Genomic DNA, 21,785 nt, shown 5'->3' with positions numbered 1-21,785 from the left:
ACAAAATTATAAAAACTTAATCAAACTTAGACTTGGTGGTTAACACAGAATCTTAGTGGTGTTTTTTGAGATGTGAAGCATCTCTTTCAGTTATTCAGTTATTCAGTTATTCCTACAAAGACATTCCGCCATCAGCCAAAATCTCCGCACCTATAATATATGCAGCTTCGTCTGATGCAAAAAGCATAATTGCTTTTGCAATTTCAGATGGCTCACCCAAACGCCCCAATGGAACTTGCGCAATAAGATCTTTGCGATATTGTATAGCCTGCTCCTCTGTAAGTCCCTTCCCACTGTGAAGCGGTGTATTGATTGGTCCGGAGCTAATCGCATTCACCCTTATTTTTCGCGGCATCAGTTCAGCAGAAAGATTCCTGGCGAGTGTAAGCAACGCTCCCTTCGTGGCGCCATAAACAGAAATGCTGGGCCTTCCGATATGTGCATTGATCGACGTATTCAGAATAATGGAGCCTCCGCTTTTGAACAACGGTAATAATTGCTGTATGGTAAAATAGGCCCCTTTAAAATTTGTATTGAATTGCTCGTCGAAAACTTCTTCGGTAACAGTTTCTATGTTACCAAACTTTACAATGCCCGCATTGATAAAAAGCACATCCAGCGATGGAAATATTTTCTCTACCTCCTGTCGCAGCGTTTTGATCGCATCCACTTTAGAAGTATCGGCCACAACCGCATATGCGCCGGCCCCCAACTCCTGTACTGCATTATCCAGTTCTGTTTTATTTCTTCCTGTAATAACGACTTTAGCTCCTTCTGCAATAAATTCTTTTGCAGTAGCGAAGCCTATTCCGCTTCCGCCACCTGTAACAACAGCTGTTTTATTTTGTAATCTGCTCATATTTGGAATTAATAATTAATAATTAAGAAGGGACATATGCACAAAAGCATAGAGTCTTCAAGTTCCAAAAAACATCGCAGAGTTGCAAGCATGGTTTCGGTGCTGTCTTAATTAATTTTTAATTATTAATTATTAATTCTTCTTCCTCACCGACAAATACCAATGCCACAGCACCATCGTAGCCACAGTTCTATACGGCTGCCAGTTGGAGACGATTGCCGCAAGTTCCTCGCGGGACGTGTCCTTTGGCAATTTCTTGATTTGTTTCAGGGCATTCACTGCCGCCAGATCGCCCATCGGAAACACGTCTGCGCGATGCAGAATGAAGATGAGATAAACATCAACCGTCCAGTCGCCCACGCCTTTTAGCTTTGTAAGTCGCTCACGCACTTCGTCGTCCGACAATTTTTCCAACGCAAGCAAATCGAGTTTACGGTTTTGAATGGCCTCTGCCAAATGCCTTACATAAATAGTTTTTTGCCTGCTGAAATAACTTGCCTTCAGCTCTTCGTCCGTCAACAACAAAACCCCCTCGGGTGTGATGTCCTTTATTTTTTCCTTCAGTTTATTCAGTGCCGCCAATGCCGATGCAAGTGAAACCTGCTGCTCAAGAATAATGTGCACGAGGCTTTCAAAAGTATTTGGCCGCGACCACAGCGGCGGATAGCCGTATGTGTCCAACACCAATTTCAGATCTTCATCCATCAGCGCCAGTTGCTTACAAATCTTCTTAAAATTGCCCGTAGTAAATGTTGGATACATGAAAATAGTCTATGAATAAAAATAGACAGACTTGGTTAAACGACCTAGGGATAAGTAAAAAGTCAAAAATTAAATTTAAAAACCCGGTTAAACAGTGCCGTTACCAAATTGTTACCGGTTGCTCTCCACATCGGCTTTTACAAATTTTCTACAGAATTGACCGATACGTTTGCGGCCCATTCAACATCATTATTTCTATGACAAGGCAATTAATTTTATCGCTGTCAACCGGGCTTCTGCTGAGCTCCGCGTTGATCAATAATATCCACGCCCAAGACAAGCCGTATCATCTTTCCAAAACATTTCACATTGCAAGCGCCGGTGGCTGGGATTACCTGGCAGTTAACAATAACAAACTGTATGTCTCCCACGGAACCCAGTTGAATATCCTCGACAAGACCACAGGTGATTCGATTGGCGTCATTCCCAATACTACGGGCATTCACGGCATCGCATTTGCGAACGCACTCAATAAAGGATTTACAAGCAATGGCAAACTGAATAGCATTACAGTATTTGATCTCGCCACCAACAATATTACCAACCAAATCCAGGTGGGTGAAAATCCCGATGCCATTATTTTTGAACCGTTCTCCCAAAAAATCATCACTTGCAATGGTCGCAGCAAAGACCTGTCCGTTGTTGACCCGCAATCCAACAAAGTCATTGCAACCATTGCACTTGCTGGCAAACCTGAAACAGCGGTAAGCGATGGAGAAGGAAAAGTATTTGTAAATATTGAAGACAAAAGTGAAATAGCGGTTGTCAATCTCAAGACAATGTCGGTAGAGACAAAATGGAGCATTGCGCCAGGCGAAGAGCCTACAGGGCTTGCTTTTGACAATAAATCAAAAAGACTTTTTGCCGGTTGCGATAACAAACTGCTGATGGTAATAGACGCAACAAACGGTAAAACAATTGCGAAAGTTCCAATCGGCGAAGGCTGCGACGGTGTGGCATTCGACAACGAAAGCAAAACAATTTTCACGTCAAATGGAGAAGATGGCACGATGACGGTAATTAAAGAAAAGTCGACAAATTCATTTGAAGTCATCAATACTGTTACCACCAAAAAAGGTGCAAGAACAATAGCCATCGACGAGGCAACACACGCTATTTACTTACCGACCGCAGAGTTTGTGCCAGGTCCGCACGAGGGCAAACGTCCACCGATGGTACCAGGAAGTTTTCAAATTTTGGTATATAATAAATAGATCCGTAACACATGGAAAATCAGCGTTGATAGTCTTATCAGCGCTTTATTTTTTTTAGACATTTTAGAAAGAGCAATTTTTCCTTTCACGGCAATGCCTGCCCGGTCGCCAACGGTTTACATAAACAAAAAGGCCTTCCCGATTAGAGAAGGCTCTTTGTCTATCTAAAAAGATTTGAGGAGCTTACATTGTGCTAACTTTTAATTTTCCCTTACTTGCATTTTTGGCAAATTGGCGACTTCCTTCGATGGCCATCGTTCTTATGGAGTCGTCTTTGCGAATTGCCAGCTGCGCTTGTAACGCCAATATTTCGGCGTGACTGGTAACCATTTCCTCTTCCAGGTCCTTAATGCGCCGTTCCTTCTTTTGCAATTGAATACTTCTGAAAATAAAGCCAGCAAAAGGTAAAATAACAAAGCTTAGAAAAAACCAGACAATACTAATTCTTAAGTCGAATAAATTCATTTGTAAAGAGTTTACGATAGTTCGAATGACGTTTACTTAGATATACTTGCTCCAATTAAATATTGGGCTGGTTACTAATGCAAGATTAATTCACTTGAGGCTCTACCGCATCACTAAAAGGACATTCCATTTACTAAAAAGGGCCGATTACCATACAGATCAAGCTTCCTTAAATTAATTTCTTTGAGACGAGGAATAACATTTCGCAGTTGCAAACATTGAAAGCTTTTTACACATTTTTATATTGCGAATATTTAACCAAAACAGGTATTGTGCAACGTTTCTTAACACTTACGGGTCAAACAGTAAAGCCCCTGAATGAGAAAAATACTTCTCTTTATAGTTCCCCTTTCCTGCCTGCTATCCTGCAAAAAGAATGATTCTTCAAAACAAAGCAAGCAACCCGCAACACTTTGCCTTGATACAACCTTCACACGTCCCGATTTCACAGGCATTTCAGCCATTTTTTTTACTACCGAAAAAGATGGATTTGTAGCTACCGGTACCGGCGCCATTTATAAAACAACAGATTCTGCGAAAACATGGACAAAAATGTCATCCAACACTGACCTTCCGCTTTACAGCTTGTGTTTTACCGATTCCCAAACCGGCTATGCAGTTGGCGGCTCGTCATCTTGCAACGGCTCTGGCTGTATCCCGCCCGGCGGTATTATTTTAAAAACATCCGACGGCGGACAAACCTGGAACAAAATATTTTCAAGTACAAAATGGCTTGAAATATCATCGGTTTATTTTGTAAACAAAACGCTCGGCTTTTGTGTGGGCGGCAATACGGTTTTCAAAACAGAAAACAGTGGTCAATCCTGGAGCGAATACGAAGTGCCCAATCTGGGCGGCCAAATGGTGAACGTTAGTTTTAGCGACACTCAAAAAGGCTATATCGCCTGCTCTTTTGGCAAACTTCTTACAACCAGCAATGGCGGCATTACATGGCAACAGGTTAATCAACATATCAACCAGACGCTGTACTCCGTGGCTGCATTGGGCAATACAGTGTACATATCCGGATCGGACAAGATCATGAAATCAACTGATGGAGGAACAAGCTGGGCCGCATTGCCAAACTCTCCTGCCGAAATTTACTGCGTTCGTTTCATGAATGAAAAGTCCGGCTATGCATTTGGGCGGGGCAATTATTCCGGTGGCGATTTCGGTTATAATTACGGCTCCATCTATTGCACCTACGATGGCGGTGATACATGGAATGGCACAAGCGACATAAAACAAAGCACAATGATCACTGATGTGAGTTTTCCTTCTGATGCCATCGGTTATTCGTTTAGTAATTTTGGGATAATAAAATTGAAGGTGAAATGACGCTTAACGCCCAACGTAGAACGCGTAGGGCATCAGCGTTAGGCGTTGAGGATAAAAAAATCATCTCAAATCATGACAATCTTGAAAATCTGCCTGCCCGACTGCGTCATTCAGGCGGGCGTTCCTTTCTATAGCAGCTTTACGCAATCGTTGGAGTAAATATTCATCCCGTTTTTCGCTACTTTTCGTAGGTTTGATATTCAAATCTTTCTGTGGAGGACGCTGACTATCAGGCTTTCACAGATTTAAAAAAGATAGCAACAATGCAGCTCTCAAAAAACACGTTAACGAACAGCTTGCCTGCTGGCATACAGCAGCCATCGGACAAAATTTTCTCCCTGCCGGAAAAAGTACTTCAATTTGGAACCGGCGTTTTACTTCGCGGCCTTCCTGATTATTTTATTGACAAAGCCAACCGCAACGGAATTTTCAACGGACGTATTGTGGTGGTAAAATCTACGGATAGCGGCGGTGCAGATGCTTTTGACAAACAGGATAATCTATATACACTTTGCATTAGAGGTATTGAAGACGGACAGAAAGTAGAAGAAAACATCATTGCTTCTGCTATCAGTCGCGTACTTTCTGCCAAACAACAATGGCAGGAAATTCTGGAATGTGCGAACAATCCTCAACTGCAGATCATTATTTCCAACACAACAGAAGTTGGTATACAGCTGGTAAAGGAAAGCGTTACGGAAGGTGTACCATCTTCTTTCCCTGCAAAATTATTAGCGGTTCTATACAAGCGTTACCAAACGTTCAATGGCAGCGCAGAAAGCGGCATGGTGATCGTGCCAACCGAACTGATCACTGACAATGGCAAAAAACTGAAAGCTATTTTGCTGGAACTGGCGGCATACAATCAACTGGAGCCTTCTTTCATCAACTGGTTGCAACAACACAACAGGTTCTGCAATTCCCTGGTGGACAGAATCGTTCCGGGCAAACCTGCAGCAGATATACTTGCAGGCTTTGAAACAGAACTGGGTTATAAAGACGACCTACTGATCATGAGCGAGGTTTATCGCTTGTGGGCAATTGAGGGTGATGAGAAAGTAAAAGAAGTATTGTCTTTTGCGCAAGCAGATAAAGGCGTGATCATCGCTGACAATATTGAAACATTCAAAGAATTAAAACTTCGTTTGTTAAACGGTACACATACACTTAGCTGTGGGCTTGCATACCTGAGCGGTGTAGGGACTGTGCGTGAAGGAATGGAAAACAAGGCACTATCTACATTCATCAGCGAATTGATGTTGAACGAAATAGCACCTGCTATTCCTTACACTTTGTCAGCAAATGCAGCGCAGGATTTTGGCAAGCAAGTGCTCGACCGTTTCAGAAATCCATTCATACAGCACCAATGGCTGAGCATTACCATGCAGTACACGTCGAAGCTGAAAATGCGCACCATTCCTGTATTGCAGCAGTATTATAAACTATTCAACAACGTGCCGCAACATTACGCACTTGGTTTTGCTGCCTATCTTTTGTTTACTAAACCGGTGAAAAAAGAGGGCGAGAAATATTACGGTTCGCACAACGGAGTTGAATACCACATCAACGATGACAAAGCCGGATATTTTTATGAGCAATGGCAAAACAATGCGCCGGAGCAGGTAATTGCAAATGTTTTGCGCAATACCGAACTTTGGGATGCAGATCTTTCCTCACTCGCAGGTTTTGAAGAGGCAGTAACTGAAAAATTTTATGACATTCAACAGCAGGGAGCTATGGCCTCACTTTCTTCTCTGCAAACAGTAAAATAGAAGGAGTAGCAATGAAGCAAAGAGTTTTAAAAGTTCATGATAGCGATAACGTATTAGTAGCATTGACCGACTTGAAAAAAGGTGAAAACATTTCTTTCAACGGCGACACTTATACTTTACAAAATGACGTAGCAGCAAAGCATAAATTTCTCACCGCCGATCTTAAAGCCGGAGATTCCATTTTCATGTATGGCGTTCTTGTGGGCAAGGCGCAGGAAGCACTGGCGAAAGGAAGCCTGATCACCACCGGCAACATAAAACATGCATCCAGTGATTTTACTACTGGTGAAAGAAAAACCAACTGGGTAAAACCGGATGTATCAAAATTTGCGGACCGCACATTCAATGGCTTTCATCGTAAAGATGGCAGCGTAGGCACTGCAAACTACTGGCTGGTAATTCCGATGGTTTTTTGTGAAAACAGAAACCTGCAGGTGCTGCAACAAGCGCTGGTAAATGATCTTGGCTATGGAAGAAACGTAACTTATCAAAACCAGTCTCAACAATTAATTGAATTATACAAGTCAGGCAAAAGCGTTGAAGATATTTTGCAGGCAGATATCGAAACAGATTACAGCAAGCAAAAGTCACAGCGTTTATTCAAAAACGTTAGTGGTGTAAAATTCCTAACGCACGAAGGTGGATGCGGAGGTACGAGACAGGATGCACAGGCATTGTGTGCATTGCTGGCGGGCTATATTACGCACCCGAACGTAGCAGGCGCAACTATCATGAGCCTGGGTTGCCAGAACGCACAGGTAAGCATTTTGCAGGAAGAAATACAAAAACGCATTCCTGATTTTGATAAGCCACTTTTCATTTTGGAGCAACAAAGAGTGGGTAAAGAGTCTGACTTTTTATCACTTGCATTGAAACAAACATTTGCCGGCTTAATAGAAGCAAATAAAGTAGAAAGAAAACCGGCTCCGTTGAGCAAACTTTGCATAGGCCTTGAGTGCGGCGGTTCGGATGGATTCTCCGGCATTTCTGCAAATCCAGCAATTGGATACACTTCCGACCTGTTGGTGGCACTTGGTGGCTCCGTAATTTTATCTGAGTTCCCTGAATTATGCGGCGTTGAGCAAAACCTGAGCGACAGATGTGTAACAACGGAAGGTGCTGAACGTTTCTCACATCTCATGCGCACCTACAACCAGAAAGCAATTGCAGTTGGCTCGGGATTCGACATGAATCCTTCACCGGGCAATATCAAAGATGGTTTGATCACCGACGCGATCAAATCTGCAGGCGCCGCAAAAAAGGGCGGAACTTCTCCGGTGGTAGATGTGTTGGATTATACAGAAAGAGTAACAAAACCGGGCCTTAACCTTCTTTGCACTCCAGGCAACGATGTCGAGTCTACTACTGCGGAAGTAGCGTCTGGCGCAAACATCGTGTTGTTTACAACAGGTCTCGGTACGCCAACAGGAAACCCGATTACACCGGTTGCTAAACTTTCCAGCAATACTGCATTGTTTGATAAAATGCGCGATATCATCGACATCAATACAGGATCAATAATTGAAGGTGAAGAGACAATTCAACAGGCGGGTGAAAGAATCCTGGAATACGTAATTGGCGTTGCCAGCGGCGACATTGAAGTAGCAGCGGTACAACACGGACAGGATGATTTTATTCCTTGGAAGAGAGGGATTTCTTTGTAATAATTGAATACCTGAATGACTGAATAACTGATGGTGAAGGGCGACCTTTCGTCAGTTATTCAGTCATTTTTTTATGCTTGGCACTTTAAAGTCCCTGTGTGAAAAATAACAGAAAGACGGTTCGCGTCTCAGAGAATACGACTAAGGCACTAAGTACACTAAGCCGCACTAAGAGAATGCCTTAGTGAAACTTAGTGCCCTTAGTGTCTTAGTGGTGAATAAGAGCCGGAACAATCTTAGAGTTTGCGTAAGTACAAAGTGCACGCATAAAGCAAGGCGGCGAGGCAGTCTTCAATTTAATGAGATTGCTTCGCCACTCGCTGAACTTCGATATTCTCTTATTTATTTGAACAATCCTCTCCACCGGCTCGCAATGACGTCGAGGGTTCACTCAGTTATTCAGTTACTCAGTTATTTCACTTTGCTTCCTGCATTCGCTCTCTCCACAAGCTTTTCTGATCCCACGTAGAAGGGAGAACGCTGATGCAAGGTCGTTGGTTGAATTTCCATAATTCTTCCATTGCCATCAGTTGCAAGGCCGCCAGCTTGTTCTGTAATGAAAGAAAGCGGGTTGCATTCGTAGATCAGTCGCAGTTTTCCCTCAGCCTTTTTTGTAGTGGCAGGATAAATATAAATGCCGCCTTTCAACATGTTACGGTGAAAATCTGCCACAAGTGATCCAACATATCTCGCGTTAAAAGACTGCTCTTTGCACCAGTCAATGTATGACGCGACCGATGGCAGAAAGTCCTTTGACAAACCTTCATTGATGGAATAAATGCTACCGTCTTTAGGAATTTTTATATCAGCGTTTGAAAGAAAATATTCACCAAGAGATTGCTCGTAAGTAAAGCCGTTCACACCGTGCCCGGTTGTAAATACCAGCATGGTGGATGCACCATATAACACGTAACCCGCAGCAACCTGCTCGGTGCCTTTCTGCAAAATATCTATTTCCTGTACAGGTGTTCCAACTTCGGTTTTGCGGCGATAGATAGAAAAGATTGTTCCTACGGAAACGTTCACATCAATGTTTGACGATCCATCCAGCGGATCGATGGCAATGATATATTTGCCGTCTCTGTTCAACTCTTCGTATGAATCGTTTTCTTCCGAGATCAACGCACATGCCTCTCCTCCTTTTTTCAACGCACGTGTAAAACGGATATTCGCCAGAACGTCGAGTTTTTTCTGCTGCTCACCACCGCTGTTGTGCGCTTCCAATGTACCGATGATGTCAACAAGACCGGCCTTGCTCACTTCGCGGTTCACCACCTTTGAAGCGAGGGCAATATCACGCAACAACTGCGACAATTCACCTGTTGCATACTTAAAATTTTCCTGATTGTTCTTAATGAACCTGTCCAACGTAGTCCCTATGGGCGTTGCAATACGGGATTCTTCCATGTTTAATCAATTAGTGTGTTGTTAGTTATTGGTTGTTCGTTGTTAGGTTCAGTTCATAGATGACTGTGGTTTTCGCAAGCATCGAAAAACTGCATAGTAAACGTTGGGATAAATAAGATGGTGCAGCCCCCTCCTTAAAGAAGTTGCTGCGCTGCTTTTTCTAATGTGAAAGATACGAATAAAATCCGGGGTGATTCGGTGGTCACGTATTATGCTAGTGTTACCGGAAGTAGTTGAGAGTGGAAAGTGGAGAGTTGAGAGTTCTTTGTAGTTATAGATTCAGCATAAAATACTATTACCATGTATCTTTAACGATTATCTTTTTCAACTCTCAACTCTCAACTCTCAACTCTCAACTCTCAACTACCCTGCGATTGGCTTATGCTTCGGCACTAGCAGTTTCATGCATATCCATGCTGCTAAATAAACCGCTGCGCAAATGCCAAACATAATTCCGTATGCAACCGAAACATTGGATGAAATATAATGTCTTGCCTGATCAAGCATGTTTGGATTAACTAAAACATCTTTCAAATTGCTTATTTTGATGTTCTCCAATGGCAGTGCATCAGTAGCTTTTATCAATCCGGCCTTGCTGGCTTCAAGAGCACCTTTAATGCGGTAGGAGTCTTCTAAACTTCCGGCCAACAGCTGAATAAATACACCACCCAATCCACCCGCAGCGGCGCCGATCCCGGTTATACTACCCACCATTTTCTTAGGAAACATATCCGAAACCGTGGTAAATAAATTTGCGGACCATGCCTGATGGGCGGCACCACCTATGCTTATTATGGTAACCGCAGCAACAATACCATAGCCAGCCATCCATTGAGTAGTCAATAGCAATAAAGGTGCACATGCAATTATTAACATGGCCGTCATACGGGCCTTATAGGCGTGCCAACCTTTGTTCATAAATGTCATTGGTATTGAACCACCGTATATCGACCCGATAATTGCAATGCCATACACAATAAAAGTGGAGAGCATTACTGTGTGTTTTGCCTGATCCGGAGCCATGCCAACACAAAACTGTTGGCTTATGTATGTTGGCAACCAAAACATAAGAAACCACCAAATGCCATCTGTTAAAAATTTGCCGATTACAAAGGCCCATGTTTGCTTGTAAGAAAGCATTTTGTACCACTTTGCTTTTACCGCGTCATTCTTAACAGTAGGATCTGCAGGGGTCTCTGCTTCGCTGTTTATATAATCATATTCCTGCTGGCTGACTTTTCCTTTTTCCAACATTTGCTTCGGAGTACCATAAAACTTTTTCCAAAAAATCAGCCATATAAAACCAACCAGCCCGGTCAAAATAAACGCCATTTGCCAACCGTGAAAAATGCCAAAAAATAACGAGTTGCCTTCTGCGGGATTCCATGCAGAAAGGATCATGGGAATTATTATTGCGCAAATCATAGCGCCAATATTGGCGCCTGAGTTAAACATTCCGGTTGCCAATGCCCTTTCTTTTTTGGGGAACCACTCTGCTACTGTTTTAATAGATGCCGGAAAGTTTCCAGCTTCACCGGCGCCGAAAATGGCCCGGGCCGCGTTGTGCAACCAAAGCCCCGTGCCCATAAATGCACTGCTAATTCCCGCAAACGACCATAGCGTTAACGAAAAGGCCAAACCCTTTTTTGTTCCCACTCTATCCATGATAAAACCGGCAAACAATGTGAATCCTGCATAAAATGCGGTGAAGATTGACGTTAAGAAAGAAAAATCTTTCGCCGACCAGCCAAAGCCAACGGGAGAGCAGAAATAGTCTTTCAAATAACCAATCACATTTCTATCCATGTAATTGATCGTGGTTGAAAAAAGAAGCAAGCTTACAATTACCCACCTGTAGTTGCTTTTCTTTTGCTGTACAGGTTCCTGCACTGCTACTTTTTTCTCTACTACGGCTGTATCGTCGTTGGAATACATTATTAAAATGCTTTTTCGGTTGCTGTTTTGTTTACATCAAGATGCTGCCAGTTGAAATACTCTTTGGCATTGTTGTAGCAAATATCCTGGATGATCTTTCCCACCCAGGCTATGTCGTTTGGCAGTTCACCGTTCTCTATTTCTTCACCAAACAGGTTGCACATTATTCTGCGGAAATATTCATGGCGAGGGTAAGACAAGAAACTCCTTGAGTCGGTTAACATTCCTACAAAGCGGCTCAGCAGCCCCATGTTGGATAACGCGTTCAATTGTTTTGTCATGCCGTCTTTCTGGTCAAGAAACCACCAGCCCGAGCCCCACTGAATTTTTCCTGCCGAAGAACCATCATTGAAATTGCCGATCATTGTTGCCATCAACTCGTTATCAGCTGGATTCAAGTTGTACAGGATTGTCTTCGCCAGTGTATTATTGTTATCGAGTCTGTTTAAGAATTTTGATAATGCGCGACCTTGTGCAAAATCACCGATAGAATCCCAACCGGTATCTGCGCCCAGTTCACGCAATCTGCGGCTGTTGTTGTTACGCAATGCGCCGAGGTGGAACTGTTGCACCCAGCCTTTCTCATGATCCCATTCTGCAAATGCAATGAGCATGGCAGATTTGAATTTCCTGATCTCCAATTCATCAGCTCTTTTACCGCTGCGCACTTTTGTGAAGATCGCATTGATCTCTGCAGGCGTAAAGTCTTCTGCGTATATCTGCTCGATGCCGTGGTCAGATACGCTGCAACCATTGGCAGCAAAGTAATCGTGACGGCTTTTCAAAGCTTCAATGTGATCATCGTAAGTAGCAATTGACATATCAGCCGCTTTTTCCAATCTTGCTACGTAATTGTTGAACGCAGCAGGATCATCAATGTTCATTGCCATATCCGGGCGATAAGCAGGCTTCACGCCTATTTCAAAACCTTCATTCAACAATTGTTTGTGAAAAAACAAATCGTCTACAGGATCATCTGTTGTACAAACAAGTTTCACGTTCATCTTGCGCATCAGACTGCGAACAGAATAATCCGGCGTTCTCAATTTTGCAGAACACTCTTCATAAATTGCTTTTGCTGTTTCCGGATTTAATATTTCATGCACATCAAAGTAGCGCTGCAATTCAAGATGCGTCCAGTGATATAAAGGATTGCGTAAAGTGTAAGGAACTGTTGCGGCCCATTGCTGGAATTTTTCTTCATCGCTTCTTGCACCTGTGCAATAGCTTTCGTCAATGCCATTTGTGCGCATTGCTCTCCATTTGTAGTGATCACCGTACAACCATATCTGTGTAAGGTTTTCGAAAATCTTATTCTCTGCAATCTGCTGCTGTGGCAAATGGCAATGATAATCTATGATTGGCATTTGCTTTGCAAAATCGTGGTATAAGCGCTGAGCGGTCTTATTGCTCAATAAAAAATCTTCGTTCAAAAATTGTTTCATACACTTACGTTATCTTTTATTCGCTGAAATGTGTTTTTATTTAAACTCGCTGGACCCCAGATCCAAAGTGCAGCACCGTCATTGCGAGCGCACTTTTACGAGGTTCGACTACTTCGACATGTGTCACACACCTTGAGTGCAGCGAAGCAATCACAAACACTCGAAGCATGAGATCGCTTCGCCCCGTTTCCCAATGTTCTAATTTGCCTTTAACATTCGAATATTCAATCTTCCCTGCTCTCCGAAGCTTCCAGCTTCGGAGGCCTATTTTATCGCCTCCGGCGATTTTAAATATTGTCAAAGACAACAGAATACTGCTGCGAGGCTACAAGCCTCGCAGAGCTCTAAGCTCTACTTCGCAGGTGCCTCCTGCAACAACCATTTAGCAAGGTCTTTTGCTGCTGCGTAGTTGTTGATATCGTCATTATGTTTTCTTCCATCGGTGTACTCATTATACAACCATGGATCGCCTACGGCAAATACAGTCCCCTTGCCCACTTTGGCTACTGCCATTATTACATCGCCCTTATCGGTAAAATGCGCTTTGGCAGGCGTTTTCAATGTCATTGTACAGATATCTTTCAGGTAAACCTTTTTGGTATTTGTAAAAATTTTATCGCCTGCAGGAATGGTCATTATACCTGGTTCAATCGCATTGCCGATTACATGGTTGCGCAGATCCGGATTAAAATGAATGCCGAATTTATCTGCCAGTATATTGAAATGCGCAAACTCTGTATTTGCAGAATCGTTCATCATCATTACCAATACGCCGCCATTTTTTACCCAGTTGTAAATGTTTTGCGCAGACGTTTCGTCCATGTAGTTTGGACTTGCTGTTTCCGCTTTTGTGTCCGGATCAACGATGATGTAAACATTGGCCTTTTTAAGATTTGCAGCAGTTGGCGCTACATTTAAAGTTGCGAGACTTGCACCTGCAGATTTGAAAGTATGTCCCCAAATAGAAAACCCTTCATATCTCAACTCCTCCCATTTGTAATGGAAAGGACGCGTAATGCCCGCCGCATCTTTCTTTGCTTCGTTGTTGAAATAACTGTCAAGCAATACAGTTTTTCCTTTGCCGGGTTTTGGCATTGCCGCGATATCCATTTCGTTGCTCATTTGTAAAAAAGCACCCAAACCTTTCTGATCATTGCGCACCACTTTTTCACTCATATAATAATCGAAACTTCCATCGCGATATGGATTTCCGCCAAGACCGCTCACACTCACCGTTCCATCGAGATACATACCATCTTTGCCATCGCTCTTTACAAATTCGGCAAGAATGCCTTTGTATCCTTTTTGCGCAACAGAAAGATAGGACTGTGGCAGCAGCCCCAATCTAACACCCTTTGCGTAAGTATATACAAACTGGCAAGCCGCCGAAGCTTCAAAGTAGTTGGGTTTTACATTTGGCTTGTCCAACACATCCCACCACAAACCTGTTTTTGCATCCTGTACTTTTTGTATGGCAGCAGCATATCTTGTTAAAATATCAACCAATGCTTTACGTTTCGGATGGTTGACAGGAAAAGTTTCCAGCACGTCAACCAATGCTGCACCATACCAACCCATTGCACGCGCCCAGAAATTTGGTGATCTGCCGGTAGTTTTATCTGCCCATTTTTGTTCTTTTGATTCGTCCCAACCGTGATACATCAAGCCTGTTTTGTTATCACGTGAATGCTCTTCCATTAAAATGAATTGCTTCGCAATATCGTTGAAAGCGGCAGTATCATTGAACTGAGCAGCATACTCAACATAAAAAGGTTCACCCATGTACAGACCATCCAACCACATCTGGTAAGGATATCTTTTCTTATGCCAGAAGCCTCCGTCATTTGTACGTGGTTGCGACTTCAACTGCTCGCGTAGATTAACCACTGCTTTATAATACTTTTCTTTATCAGTAACACGGAACGCAGTAAGGACGGAACGGCCGAGCAGTATGTTATCAATATTGTATTCGTCTTGTTTGTAAGTTTTAATGCTTCCATCATTGTTTACAAAAAAGTCCATGCGCTTTTCAATGAACTTGAAATAGTCTCCGTTGCCGGTATTGTACCATAAGCCTCTCAGTCCTTCGTACATTACACCAAGATCGTATGTCCACCTTGCTTCATGTGCGCCTTCTTTCACCAATGAATCCGGCCATGCCTGCATAATGGTATTGCCAGCACGCTGTGACCATGAAAGCTGTGTCGTCTGTGACTTTACAGGAGAAAAAGCTACTGAGCCAAGTCCTAAAAATATTGTTGCTAATGCTCTTTTCATATTGACAATGTTGGGAACAACCTATTTTTTAATTAACGATTTTTCTGACGCACCTGCATTGAATGCCGCGAATTGTTTATTGAAAGGCAGTGTAGAATTTGCATATTGAATTTCGCCGCATTGAGTACCCGTCACGTTGAAAACAACTTCTGTCGGTTTCAACGTTGATAATTTATCGAATGAAATATCCTTGCTGTTTTGAATGTTCACCAACGCATCGGTTGCTGCGATTGACAAATGCACGTTCTGCATTTTTATATTGGTCGCTTCTTCAATTTGAATGCCTTTTTTCGCAGTGATGGTAACATCTTTCAGCAAAATATTTTGAATGTGCATTTCAGGTAACCCCCTTACGAAGATCGCTTTGGATGCGCCATTACACACCACGTTGCTGATGTTGAAATTTTTAAATTGTGGCGTTGCTTCAGTAACCGGAATCAGTTCTACCGCAGGAGCATTCCTCACTTCTCCCGCTAAAGGAACCGGATCTTTTGCTTCGTAATACATGTCAAACAAAATAGCTTCGCCCATGATGTCTTTCATGTTGATGTTTGAAACATTGATATTCTCTACTACTCCACCGCGACCTCTTGTTGTTTTAAAACGAAGGCCGATATCTGTTCCGATGAATGAACAATTATTTACGTAAATGTTTTTTGCACCGCCGCTCATTTCACTGCCTATCACAAAACCGCCGTGGGCATGATATACTATGCAATTGCGAACGATCATATTTTGTGTAGGCATGCCTCTTTTTCTGCCTGCTTCGTTTCTGCCTGATTTCACGCAGATGCCATCGTCACCCACATCAAAAGTGCTGTTCTCAATCAAAACGCGATTGCATGATTCCACGTCAATACCATCGCCATTTTGTGCGTACCATGGATTTTTTGCGTACACATCTCTTACGGTTAAATCTTCACACATCAAAGGATGCAGGCACCATGCCGGTGAATTTTGAAAGGTCACCCCTTCCAGCAACACCTTTTTGCAACTTTCCAATACGAGCAGATTAGGACGCAGATAATCCTTGATATCTTCAAAGTCTTTGACTGTTTTACCATTTGCCAACACCCCGGCATCTTTTGTTTTAGAGCCTTTCACTGAACTTTGAGATGGATACCATGTTTTGCCGTCTTCACTTACTATGCCGCCAGATTCAGTAAGTTGTTTCCACTGCGAACCTGTAAGTTTGTCTTTCTTCACCATGCGCCAGGCATCTCCCCAGCCGTCAACGATTCCTTTTCCGGTAATGGCGATGTTTTGCAAATTCTTTCCGGAGATCGGCGACTGATTGCGGGCGTTCGGTTGTCCTTCCCAGTTACCTTCTACTATTTTGTATTGAGAAAGATCGTTGGTGAACTGTAGAATAGCACCACTCTTTACATGCAGATTCACATTGCTTTTCATTTCCACAGGCCCCGTGATCCACAAGCCTTCCGGAACCAACACAACTCCACCACCTTTAACATTGCAGGCAGTAATGGCATCGTTAATGCTTTTGGTATTAATGGTAATGCCATCTGCAATGGCGCCATAGCGTACGATGTTAAATGTATCTTTTTTGAAAGAGGGTTGTTGCACCACAGGCATTTTCTGTGCATTTGCACCAGCGGCAACAAGAAATGAAGCAATAGTCAAACCTAGTATTGGCCGTATTTTCATTATGACAAGTTAAGTTCCGAAATAAGATCGTTACGAGATATGAAGCCTTAATTTATTGATCCTTACATACAATGCTACTTATATATTCTTTTACGGCAACGGTGATAGAGATATTTTTTTACGCAATCGTTATCGGGTGAATAATAACTGAATAACTGATTAACTGAATAACTGAGTGGTTGAAAGACGAAGTGAAAAACTCATTAAAAACATTCAGTTATTCAGTTAATCAGTTATTCAGTTATTTGAATATCCGAGAGACGCTTTCAAACACCTAATAATCAACATTTTACATTGCCGTCATTTTTCCCTATCTTCATCCCATCCGACAGACGAATGAACTATGAGATTTGAAGCTATTACTATAAAAGATATTGCTACAGCCCTTGGCCTTTCTACTTCAACCGTTTCACGTGCCCTGCGAGACAGTCACGAGATAAGTGTGGAGACGAAAAAGCTTGTGCGAGCCTATGCTGAAGAACACAACTACAGGCCCAACCCTATTGCATTAAGTTTAAAGGAAAAAAGAAGCCGCTCTATTGGGGTGGTGGTTTGCGAGATCGCCAACAGCTTCTTTTCACAGATCATCAATGGCATTGAATCCATCGCCTACGACAGGGGTTATAACGTAATCATTTCGCAGAGCCATGAATCGTACAAACGCGAGGTAATCGACCTGAACTACCTTGCCTCCCGCTCTATCGATGGTTTGCTGATTTCTGTTTCGATGGAAACAACCAACTTCGATCACCTGAAAAGTTTGCACAACAAGGGCCTACCGATCGTTTTTTTCGACCGCGTGGTGGATGAGATCGACACACATAAAGTAATTATTGATAACTCTACCGGCGCCTACAATGCCACTGTACATTTGATTGAAAATGGTTTTAAACGCATTGCCAATATCAATATTTCCGAACACTCGTTTATTGCACAGGGAAGATTGAGTGGTTATAAGAAAGCATTGCAAGATCATAATGTGCCCATCGATGAAAAGCTGATCAGGTATTGTGAACATGGCGGCCAGGATTACGCTGAGCTTGAACGTGAAATGGATGCGTTGTTTGCACAAAAGAAAAAACCAGATGCTGTCTTCGCCGGATCTGATACGATGACAATGGGAATACTGCGTTATTTCAAGTCAAGAAAAATGAGGATACCGGAAGATATCGCATTGGTCGGCTTTTCCAATTCTGAAAACGCAGATCTTCTGCAACCCGCACTGACAGTGATTAAACAACCGGCTTTTGAAATGGGCAAAAAGGCTACTGAACTTCTGTTAAAAGTAATTGAAGCCAAGCGCCCCGATAAAGATTTCGAAAACTTTGTTTTGCCCGCAGAGCTCGTGGTAAGAGAGTCGAGTGAGAGGAAGAAATAGAGGGCTGTTGAAAGTTGAAAATTATTGCGTTTCGCGTTTTCGCGAAACGCTTTTTTATTTTGGATCATCAACGGTTGTTCCTTGATTGGGCATCCGTTGCGTCGCACTCTTCAACAGGAGAATATAGATGAACAATGCTTGTCGTTGCACGTCATTGCGAGCCCAAGCCGAGATTGAATGATGGAACTACTTAAGGCAAAGTCGAAATTAGCGACGGGTGAAGCAATCAGGGACACCCAAATCGAGATTGCTTCGCCACGCTTACCTTGATGCACATACGCTGTAATTATTCAAGCAACCAGATAGCACAGTGGCTCGCCCGTCCGAACGGATTCATCCGGGCGGGCAATGACGATGCGAGATGGTCGATTGTAGGCAACCCTTCAGTTATTCAGTTACTCAGTTACTCAGTTACTCAGTTACTCAGTTACTCAGTTACTCAGTTACTCAGTTACTCAGTTATTCCCGCAACTAGCCCATTCAAATACATTTCCAAATTCGTGTACTGTTTGTCCACCGTATAAGCTGCCGCATCATTAGCATTGTTCGGATTCAGGCCATGCGCAGTTTCCCATTCATCCGGCATACCATCTTTATCGCTGTCTGTTGGTGCAGGAAGAGAATGTAATTCGGGCCAGCCGCCGACATCGGCAGGAGAATCGATGATGCCATTTCTATTTTTTCCGGTAGTTGCTTTGCCGGTTCTTGCCTGTTCAACCACGCGCTGATCAGCAGCATCGCGAAATTTGTTCGCACCTGCATATTTCAACACTGCTGCGTAAGCCTCTTTGGCGGAAGTATATTTAATCTTTTCAACTTCTAAAGGTGCTAAGGCTTTTGCAGAATCGAGGTTAACTGTTTGCACACCGCCGTTCCAGTTGTCGGTTGAAACGGAAGCATTGCCTTCAACAACATTTCCGAAAACATAAAACTTGCCTAGCGGGCTCCAGGGTTGAACGATCCGATCCGCAATTTTTCCTTTTGTTGCAGGGCCGGGTTTATAATAGTTGCACACCATGTTGTAAGAACCTTTTTCTCCGCCGTAGCTACTGTTTTCGCCCCAGTTGAAAACTACGTTGTTGCGAAAATCAACGAGCTCATCCGGGTCATTGGGTGTGGTGGCCGAACCACTGAAACGAGGATTGCGGCTCTTGTGATCTGCGAGCAGATTGTGATGAAACGTTGCGCTTTCTCCACCCCAGATACCACCGTAACCATGCTCGCCTTTTGAATGAACAGAGTTGTTTAAACTTTCAGCAGCGATGCACCATTGCATGGTAAAGTTTCTGTTGTGATAAAACGAAGCCGTTTCATCAACTGACCAACTCGCAGAGCAATGATCGATGATGATATTGTTGTGTTGCCTTGTGCCGCCCATTGCATCATCTTCCTGGTGTTTTTCTGCACCAAGGCGCGAGCGCATGTAGCGAACAATTACATTGTCGGCTTCTATAACGAACGAATAATTTTTGAGGCAAATGCCATCTCCCGGTGCTGATTGTCCGGCAATGGTCATGTCACCATTTTTGATAGCGAGTTTTGAAGCTAGTTCGATGGTACCGGAAACAGCGAACACGATGATACGCGGCCCTTTGGCTTCTACTGCTTCACGCAAACTGCCGGGACCTGCATCGTTTAAATTGTTAACGATCCAAACTTTGCCACCGCGGCCTCCGGTCGTGTATTTACCAAAACCTTCCGCGCCCGGAAATGCGATTGCTCTGTCTGTTGCTGAAATTACTGGCTGTTGTGCTGTACATGCAACGGCCGTTAAAACGGCCGAGGCAAGTACTAGCATCATTGGTTTACGGATCATGTCCTAATTGTTTTTTGACCTACAAAAAAGTAAGTAGAGGGCATTAGGATATAGGGGTTAAGGGGTTTCTCTTTTGGTTGTTAGTTGATAGTTGTTGGTTGTTGAGCTTTAATGATGAATGCTCAGAATTGAACTCAAACAACCAACAACTATAAACTAACGACTAGTTCTATTTTGCCCAACGGGGATCTCCAACACAACCACCATCCGTTCCCGCTGTTCTTAATGATGAAGCGGCTGGCAAAGTGAAATCAGTTGTTGTTGAAGTCCATGAAATGTCAGTTGTTGCTGCAGCACCTGTGGGCCAGGTGAGTGGTCCAGATGTTGCTCCCCCGGTATTGCAATTAAAATAAAATACTTTACTTAAAGACGGTGTATTAGTAGAGGAAACAATCGCAGCGGCTAATACCGTTTCCAGGTTCAGCGGAGTGTTGGCCAGAATCGTATTTTTAATTGTCAGCGTTAAATTGTTTGCTCCGCAATCGGCAACAGCCGCCTTACTTCCTCCTCCAAAATAATTAAACGTGCACTTATCGATGGTGATAGGTGCTGCCCATCCGGCAAGAGTGGTCGGGGCACTTACTATATTTCTTTTGAAGCCACTGAAAGTACTATTCTTAATAACAACAGCAGCGAACTTTATCTTGTCCATCATTGCAATTCCGTAGTTGTCGTTAAGGCCCAACCCAATCCCCACGCAATCAGTAATGGTAAGCGTACCCATTGTTGTGGCGCCTCTGTTTGCTCTCACAATTGCAAATCCTCCTGATGGAAATACTATGTTGCAATTTTCAAGCGTAATGTCGCCAACACCAGTTGCGTCAGCTGCAATGTCAACAACATAGCCTTTGGCTGGTCCGGACAATGTAAGACCAGATAGTTTAATTCCAGCACCGGCTCCCTTCAGAATAAAATCGGCATTTAATATTGTAACATTAGTGGAAGCGCCTGAAACAGAAGCTATCGTGATATTCTTACCAGTAACAGCAAAACCAGAAGAACCAGCACCCAAATCATATGTTCCATCCATCAGACCTAATACGGCACCGGAACTTGCGTTTGTTATCTCTGTACTTAAGCTTGCGGAAGGGTCAATAATCTTGGTGAACATGCCCGCGTCTTTCGTAGTAAAGGTCATTGTTCCTTTGCTCGTTGCTCCTTTGAAAAGCTCAGCGGTATAAGTTGTCTTGGGAGTTAAGTTTCTCAAGAATAATGTGTCCGCAGATATTAATGAATCAACAGACGCTCCGTTATTTGTGATGGTCACTTTTGTCAGGCCATCCTGGTGCCTCCAACGAAGTATTGCCGTGTAGTATTGAATATCTCCACCGGATGGTGTAATGAAAAGATTTTCTCCGAGTATTGAAAACTTGTTTCCTTTCAACCACTGTGAGTCTCCGGCGCCATTTACTCCAAGCACTTTCACCTGCGGATAGTAATCTTTCTTCACAGCCAGATCAGCATCTGTGTACTTTTTGTTAAGCGCTGTTGTTGTGTCTGTGCGCACAATGCTTGTAAAGGCTGCATCGGACGCGAGTTGAAGCACATAGTAGATTTTATTTGCTGCAGTATCATTATACAATGAGCCTCCCCACGACAACGTAGCTGTAGTAGCATCTGTTGTTGCTTTCAATGCCGAGTTAGGCATGAACATGCGTGAAAACGAAGGGTCCTGAAAACCGCCGGTTTTATCGCAAGACGCAAGGTTGGCAACAGCCAGAGCCGTTGCACCGATATATAGAAGGTTAAATATTCTTTGTTTCATGTTTGAGTTTTTTGTTAGGAAAA

At 43.2% G+C, this 21,785-nt stretch carries 15 protein-coding genes; 5 read left to right on the top strand and 10 right to left on the bottom strand.

Features of this window, described 5'->3' with window-relative positions:
- Nucleotides 1-112: 112 nt before the first annotated feature.
- Nucleotides 113-859 carry a glucose 1-dehydrogenase gene (locus KTO63_RS11030; protein ID WP_217791330.1) on the bottom strand — a complete coding sequence of 249 codons (747 nt, stop codon included), beginning with the start codon at nt 857-859 and terminating at the stop codon, nt 113-115.
- Nucleotides 860-991: 132 nt separating this feature from the next.
- Nucleotides 992-1,621 (bottom strand): DNA-3-methyladenine glycosylase family protein, encoded by a 630-nt coding sequence (locus KTO63_RS11025; protein ID WP_217791329.1) that lies wholly within the window; start codon nt 1,619-1,621, stop codon nt 992-994.
- Nucleotides 1,622-1,818: 197 nt separating this feature from the next.
- Here KTO63_RS11025 and KTO63_RS11020 point away from each other — a divergent pair, with 197 nt between their 5' ends.
- Nucleotides 1,819-2,835, top strand: coding sequence for a YncE family protein (locus tag KTO63_RS11020; protein ID WP_232373128.1), 1,017 nt, complete (start codon nt 1,819-1,821; stop codon nt 2,833-2,835).
- Nucleotides 2,836-3,018: 183 nt separating this feature from the next.
- On the opposite strand, the gene KTO63_RS11015 is transcribed toward KTO63_RS11020, so the two are convergent.
- Nucleotides 3,019-3,300, bottom strand: coding sequence for a hypothetical protein (locus KTO63_RS11015; protein ID WP_217791328.1), 282 nt, complete (start codon nt 3,298-3,300; stop codon nt 3,019-3,021).
- A 318-nt stretch (nt 3,301-3,618) separates the two neighbouring features.
- Here KTO63_RS11015 and KTO63_RS11010 point away from each other — a divergent pair, with 318 nt between their 5' ends.
- From KTO63_RS11010 to KTO63_RS11000, 3 genes are all read left to right on the top strand, one after another.
- Nucleotides 3,619-4,638 (top strand): WD40/YVTN/BNR-like repeat-containing protein, encoded by a 1,020-nt coding sequence (locus KTO63_RS11010; RefSeq protein ID WP_217791327.1) that lies wholly within the window; start codon nt 3,619-3,621, stop codon nt 4,636-4,638.
- A gap of 263 nt (nt 4,639-4,901) precedes the next feature.
- The gene (locus KTO63_RS11005) at nt 4,902-6,410 is read left to right on the top strand and encodes a tagaturonate reductase (protein WP_217791326.1); all 1,509 of its coding nucleotides are present in this window, start codon (nt 4,902-4,904) and stop codon (nt 6,408-6,410) included.
- Between the two features lie 11 nt (nt 6,411-6,421).
- Nucleotides 6,422-8,074, top strand: coding sequence for a UxaA family hydrolase (locus KTO63_RS11000; RefSeq protein ID WP_217791325.1), 1,653 nt, complete (start codon nt 6,422-6,424; stop codon nt 8,072-8,074).
- A 411-nt stretch (nt 8,075-8,485) separates the two neighbouring features.
- On the opposite strand, the gene fbp is transcribed toward KTO63_RS11000, so the two are convergent.
- The 5 genes from fbp to KTO63_RS10975 all read right to left on the bottom strand — a co-directional run bounded on the left by fbp (nt 8,486) and on the right by KTO63_RS10975 (nt 16,803).
- A complete protein-coding gene (gene fbp / locus KTO63_RS10995) occupies nt 8,486-9,481 on the bottom strand; it encodes a class 1 fructose-bisphosphatase (RefSeq protein ID WP_217791324.1) in 996 nt (331 codons plus the stop codon).
- Nucleotides 9,482-9,844: 363 nt separating this feature from the next.
- Nucleotides 9,845-11,416, bottom strand: coding sequence for an MFS transporter (locus tag KTO63_RS10990; protein WP_217791323.1), 1,572 nt, complete (start codon nt 11,414-11,416; stop codon nt 9,845-9,847).
- A gap of 2 nt (nt 11,417-11,418) precedes the next feature.
- Nucleotides 11,419-12,861, bottom strand: coding sequence for a glucuronate isomerase (uxaC, locus tag KTO63_RS10985; RefSeq protein WP_217791322.1), 1,443 nt, complete (start codon nt 12,859-12,861; stop codon nt 11,419-11,421).
- 351 nt (nt 12,862-13,212) lie between these two features.
- A complete protein-coding gene (locus KTO63_RS10980) occupies nt 13,213-15,138 on the bottom strand; it encodes a glycoside hydrolase family 88/105 protein (protein ID WP_217791321.1) in 1,926 nt (641 codons plus the stop codon).
- A gap of 21 nt (nt 15,139-15,159) precedes the next feature.
- Nucleotides 15,160-16,803, bottom strand: coding sequence for a glycoside hydrolase family 28 protein (locus KTO63_RS10975; RefSeq protein WP_217791320.1), 1,644 nt, complete (start codon nt 16,801-16,803; stop codon nt 15,160-15,162).
- Between the two features lie 343 nt (nt 16,804-17,146).
- Between KTO63_RS10975 and KTO63_RS10970 the strand changes: the two genes are divergently transcribed.
- Nucleotides 17,147-18,181 carry a LacI family DNA-binding transcriptional regulator gene (locus tag KTO63_RS10970; RefSeq protein WP_217791319.1) on the top strand — a complete coding sequence of 345 codons (1,035 nt, stop codon included), beginning with the start codon at nt 17,147-17,149 and terminating at the stop codon, nt 18,179-18,181.
- 451 nt (nt 18,182-18,632) lie between these two features.
- Here KTO63_RS10970 and KTO63_RS10965 read toward each other — a convergent pair whose 3' ends face one another.
- Together KTO63_RS10965 and KTO63_RS10960 are read right to left on the bottom strand one after the other, a co-directional pair.
- Complete coding sequence (locus KTO63_RS10965; protein ID WP_232373127.1) at nt 18,633-19,997, bottom strand: pectate lyase family protein; 1,365 nt, start codon at nt 19,995-19,997, stop codon at nt 18,633-18,635.
- A gap of 169 nt (nt 19,998-20,166) precedes the next feature.
- Nucleotides 20,167-21,762: a DUF5123 domain-containing protein gene (locus tag KTO63_RS10960; protein WP_217791318.1), complete on the bottom strand. Its 1,596-nt coding sequence runs from the start codon at nt 21,760-21,762 to the stop codon at nt 20,167-20,169.
- Nucleotides 21,763-21,785: the final 23 nt, after the last annotated feature.

Origin of the sequence: Pinibacter aurantiacus (genome assembly GCF_019130065.1) — a bacterium.
In the GTDB taxonomy this organism is placed as follows: Bacteria; Bacteroidota; Bacteroidia; order Chitinophagales; family Chitinophagaceae; genus Pinibacter; species Pinibacter aurantiacus.
The sequence above is the reverse complement of the archived record's forward strand: the minus strand, read 5'-3'. Positions and strand labels throughout refer to the sequence as shown.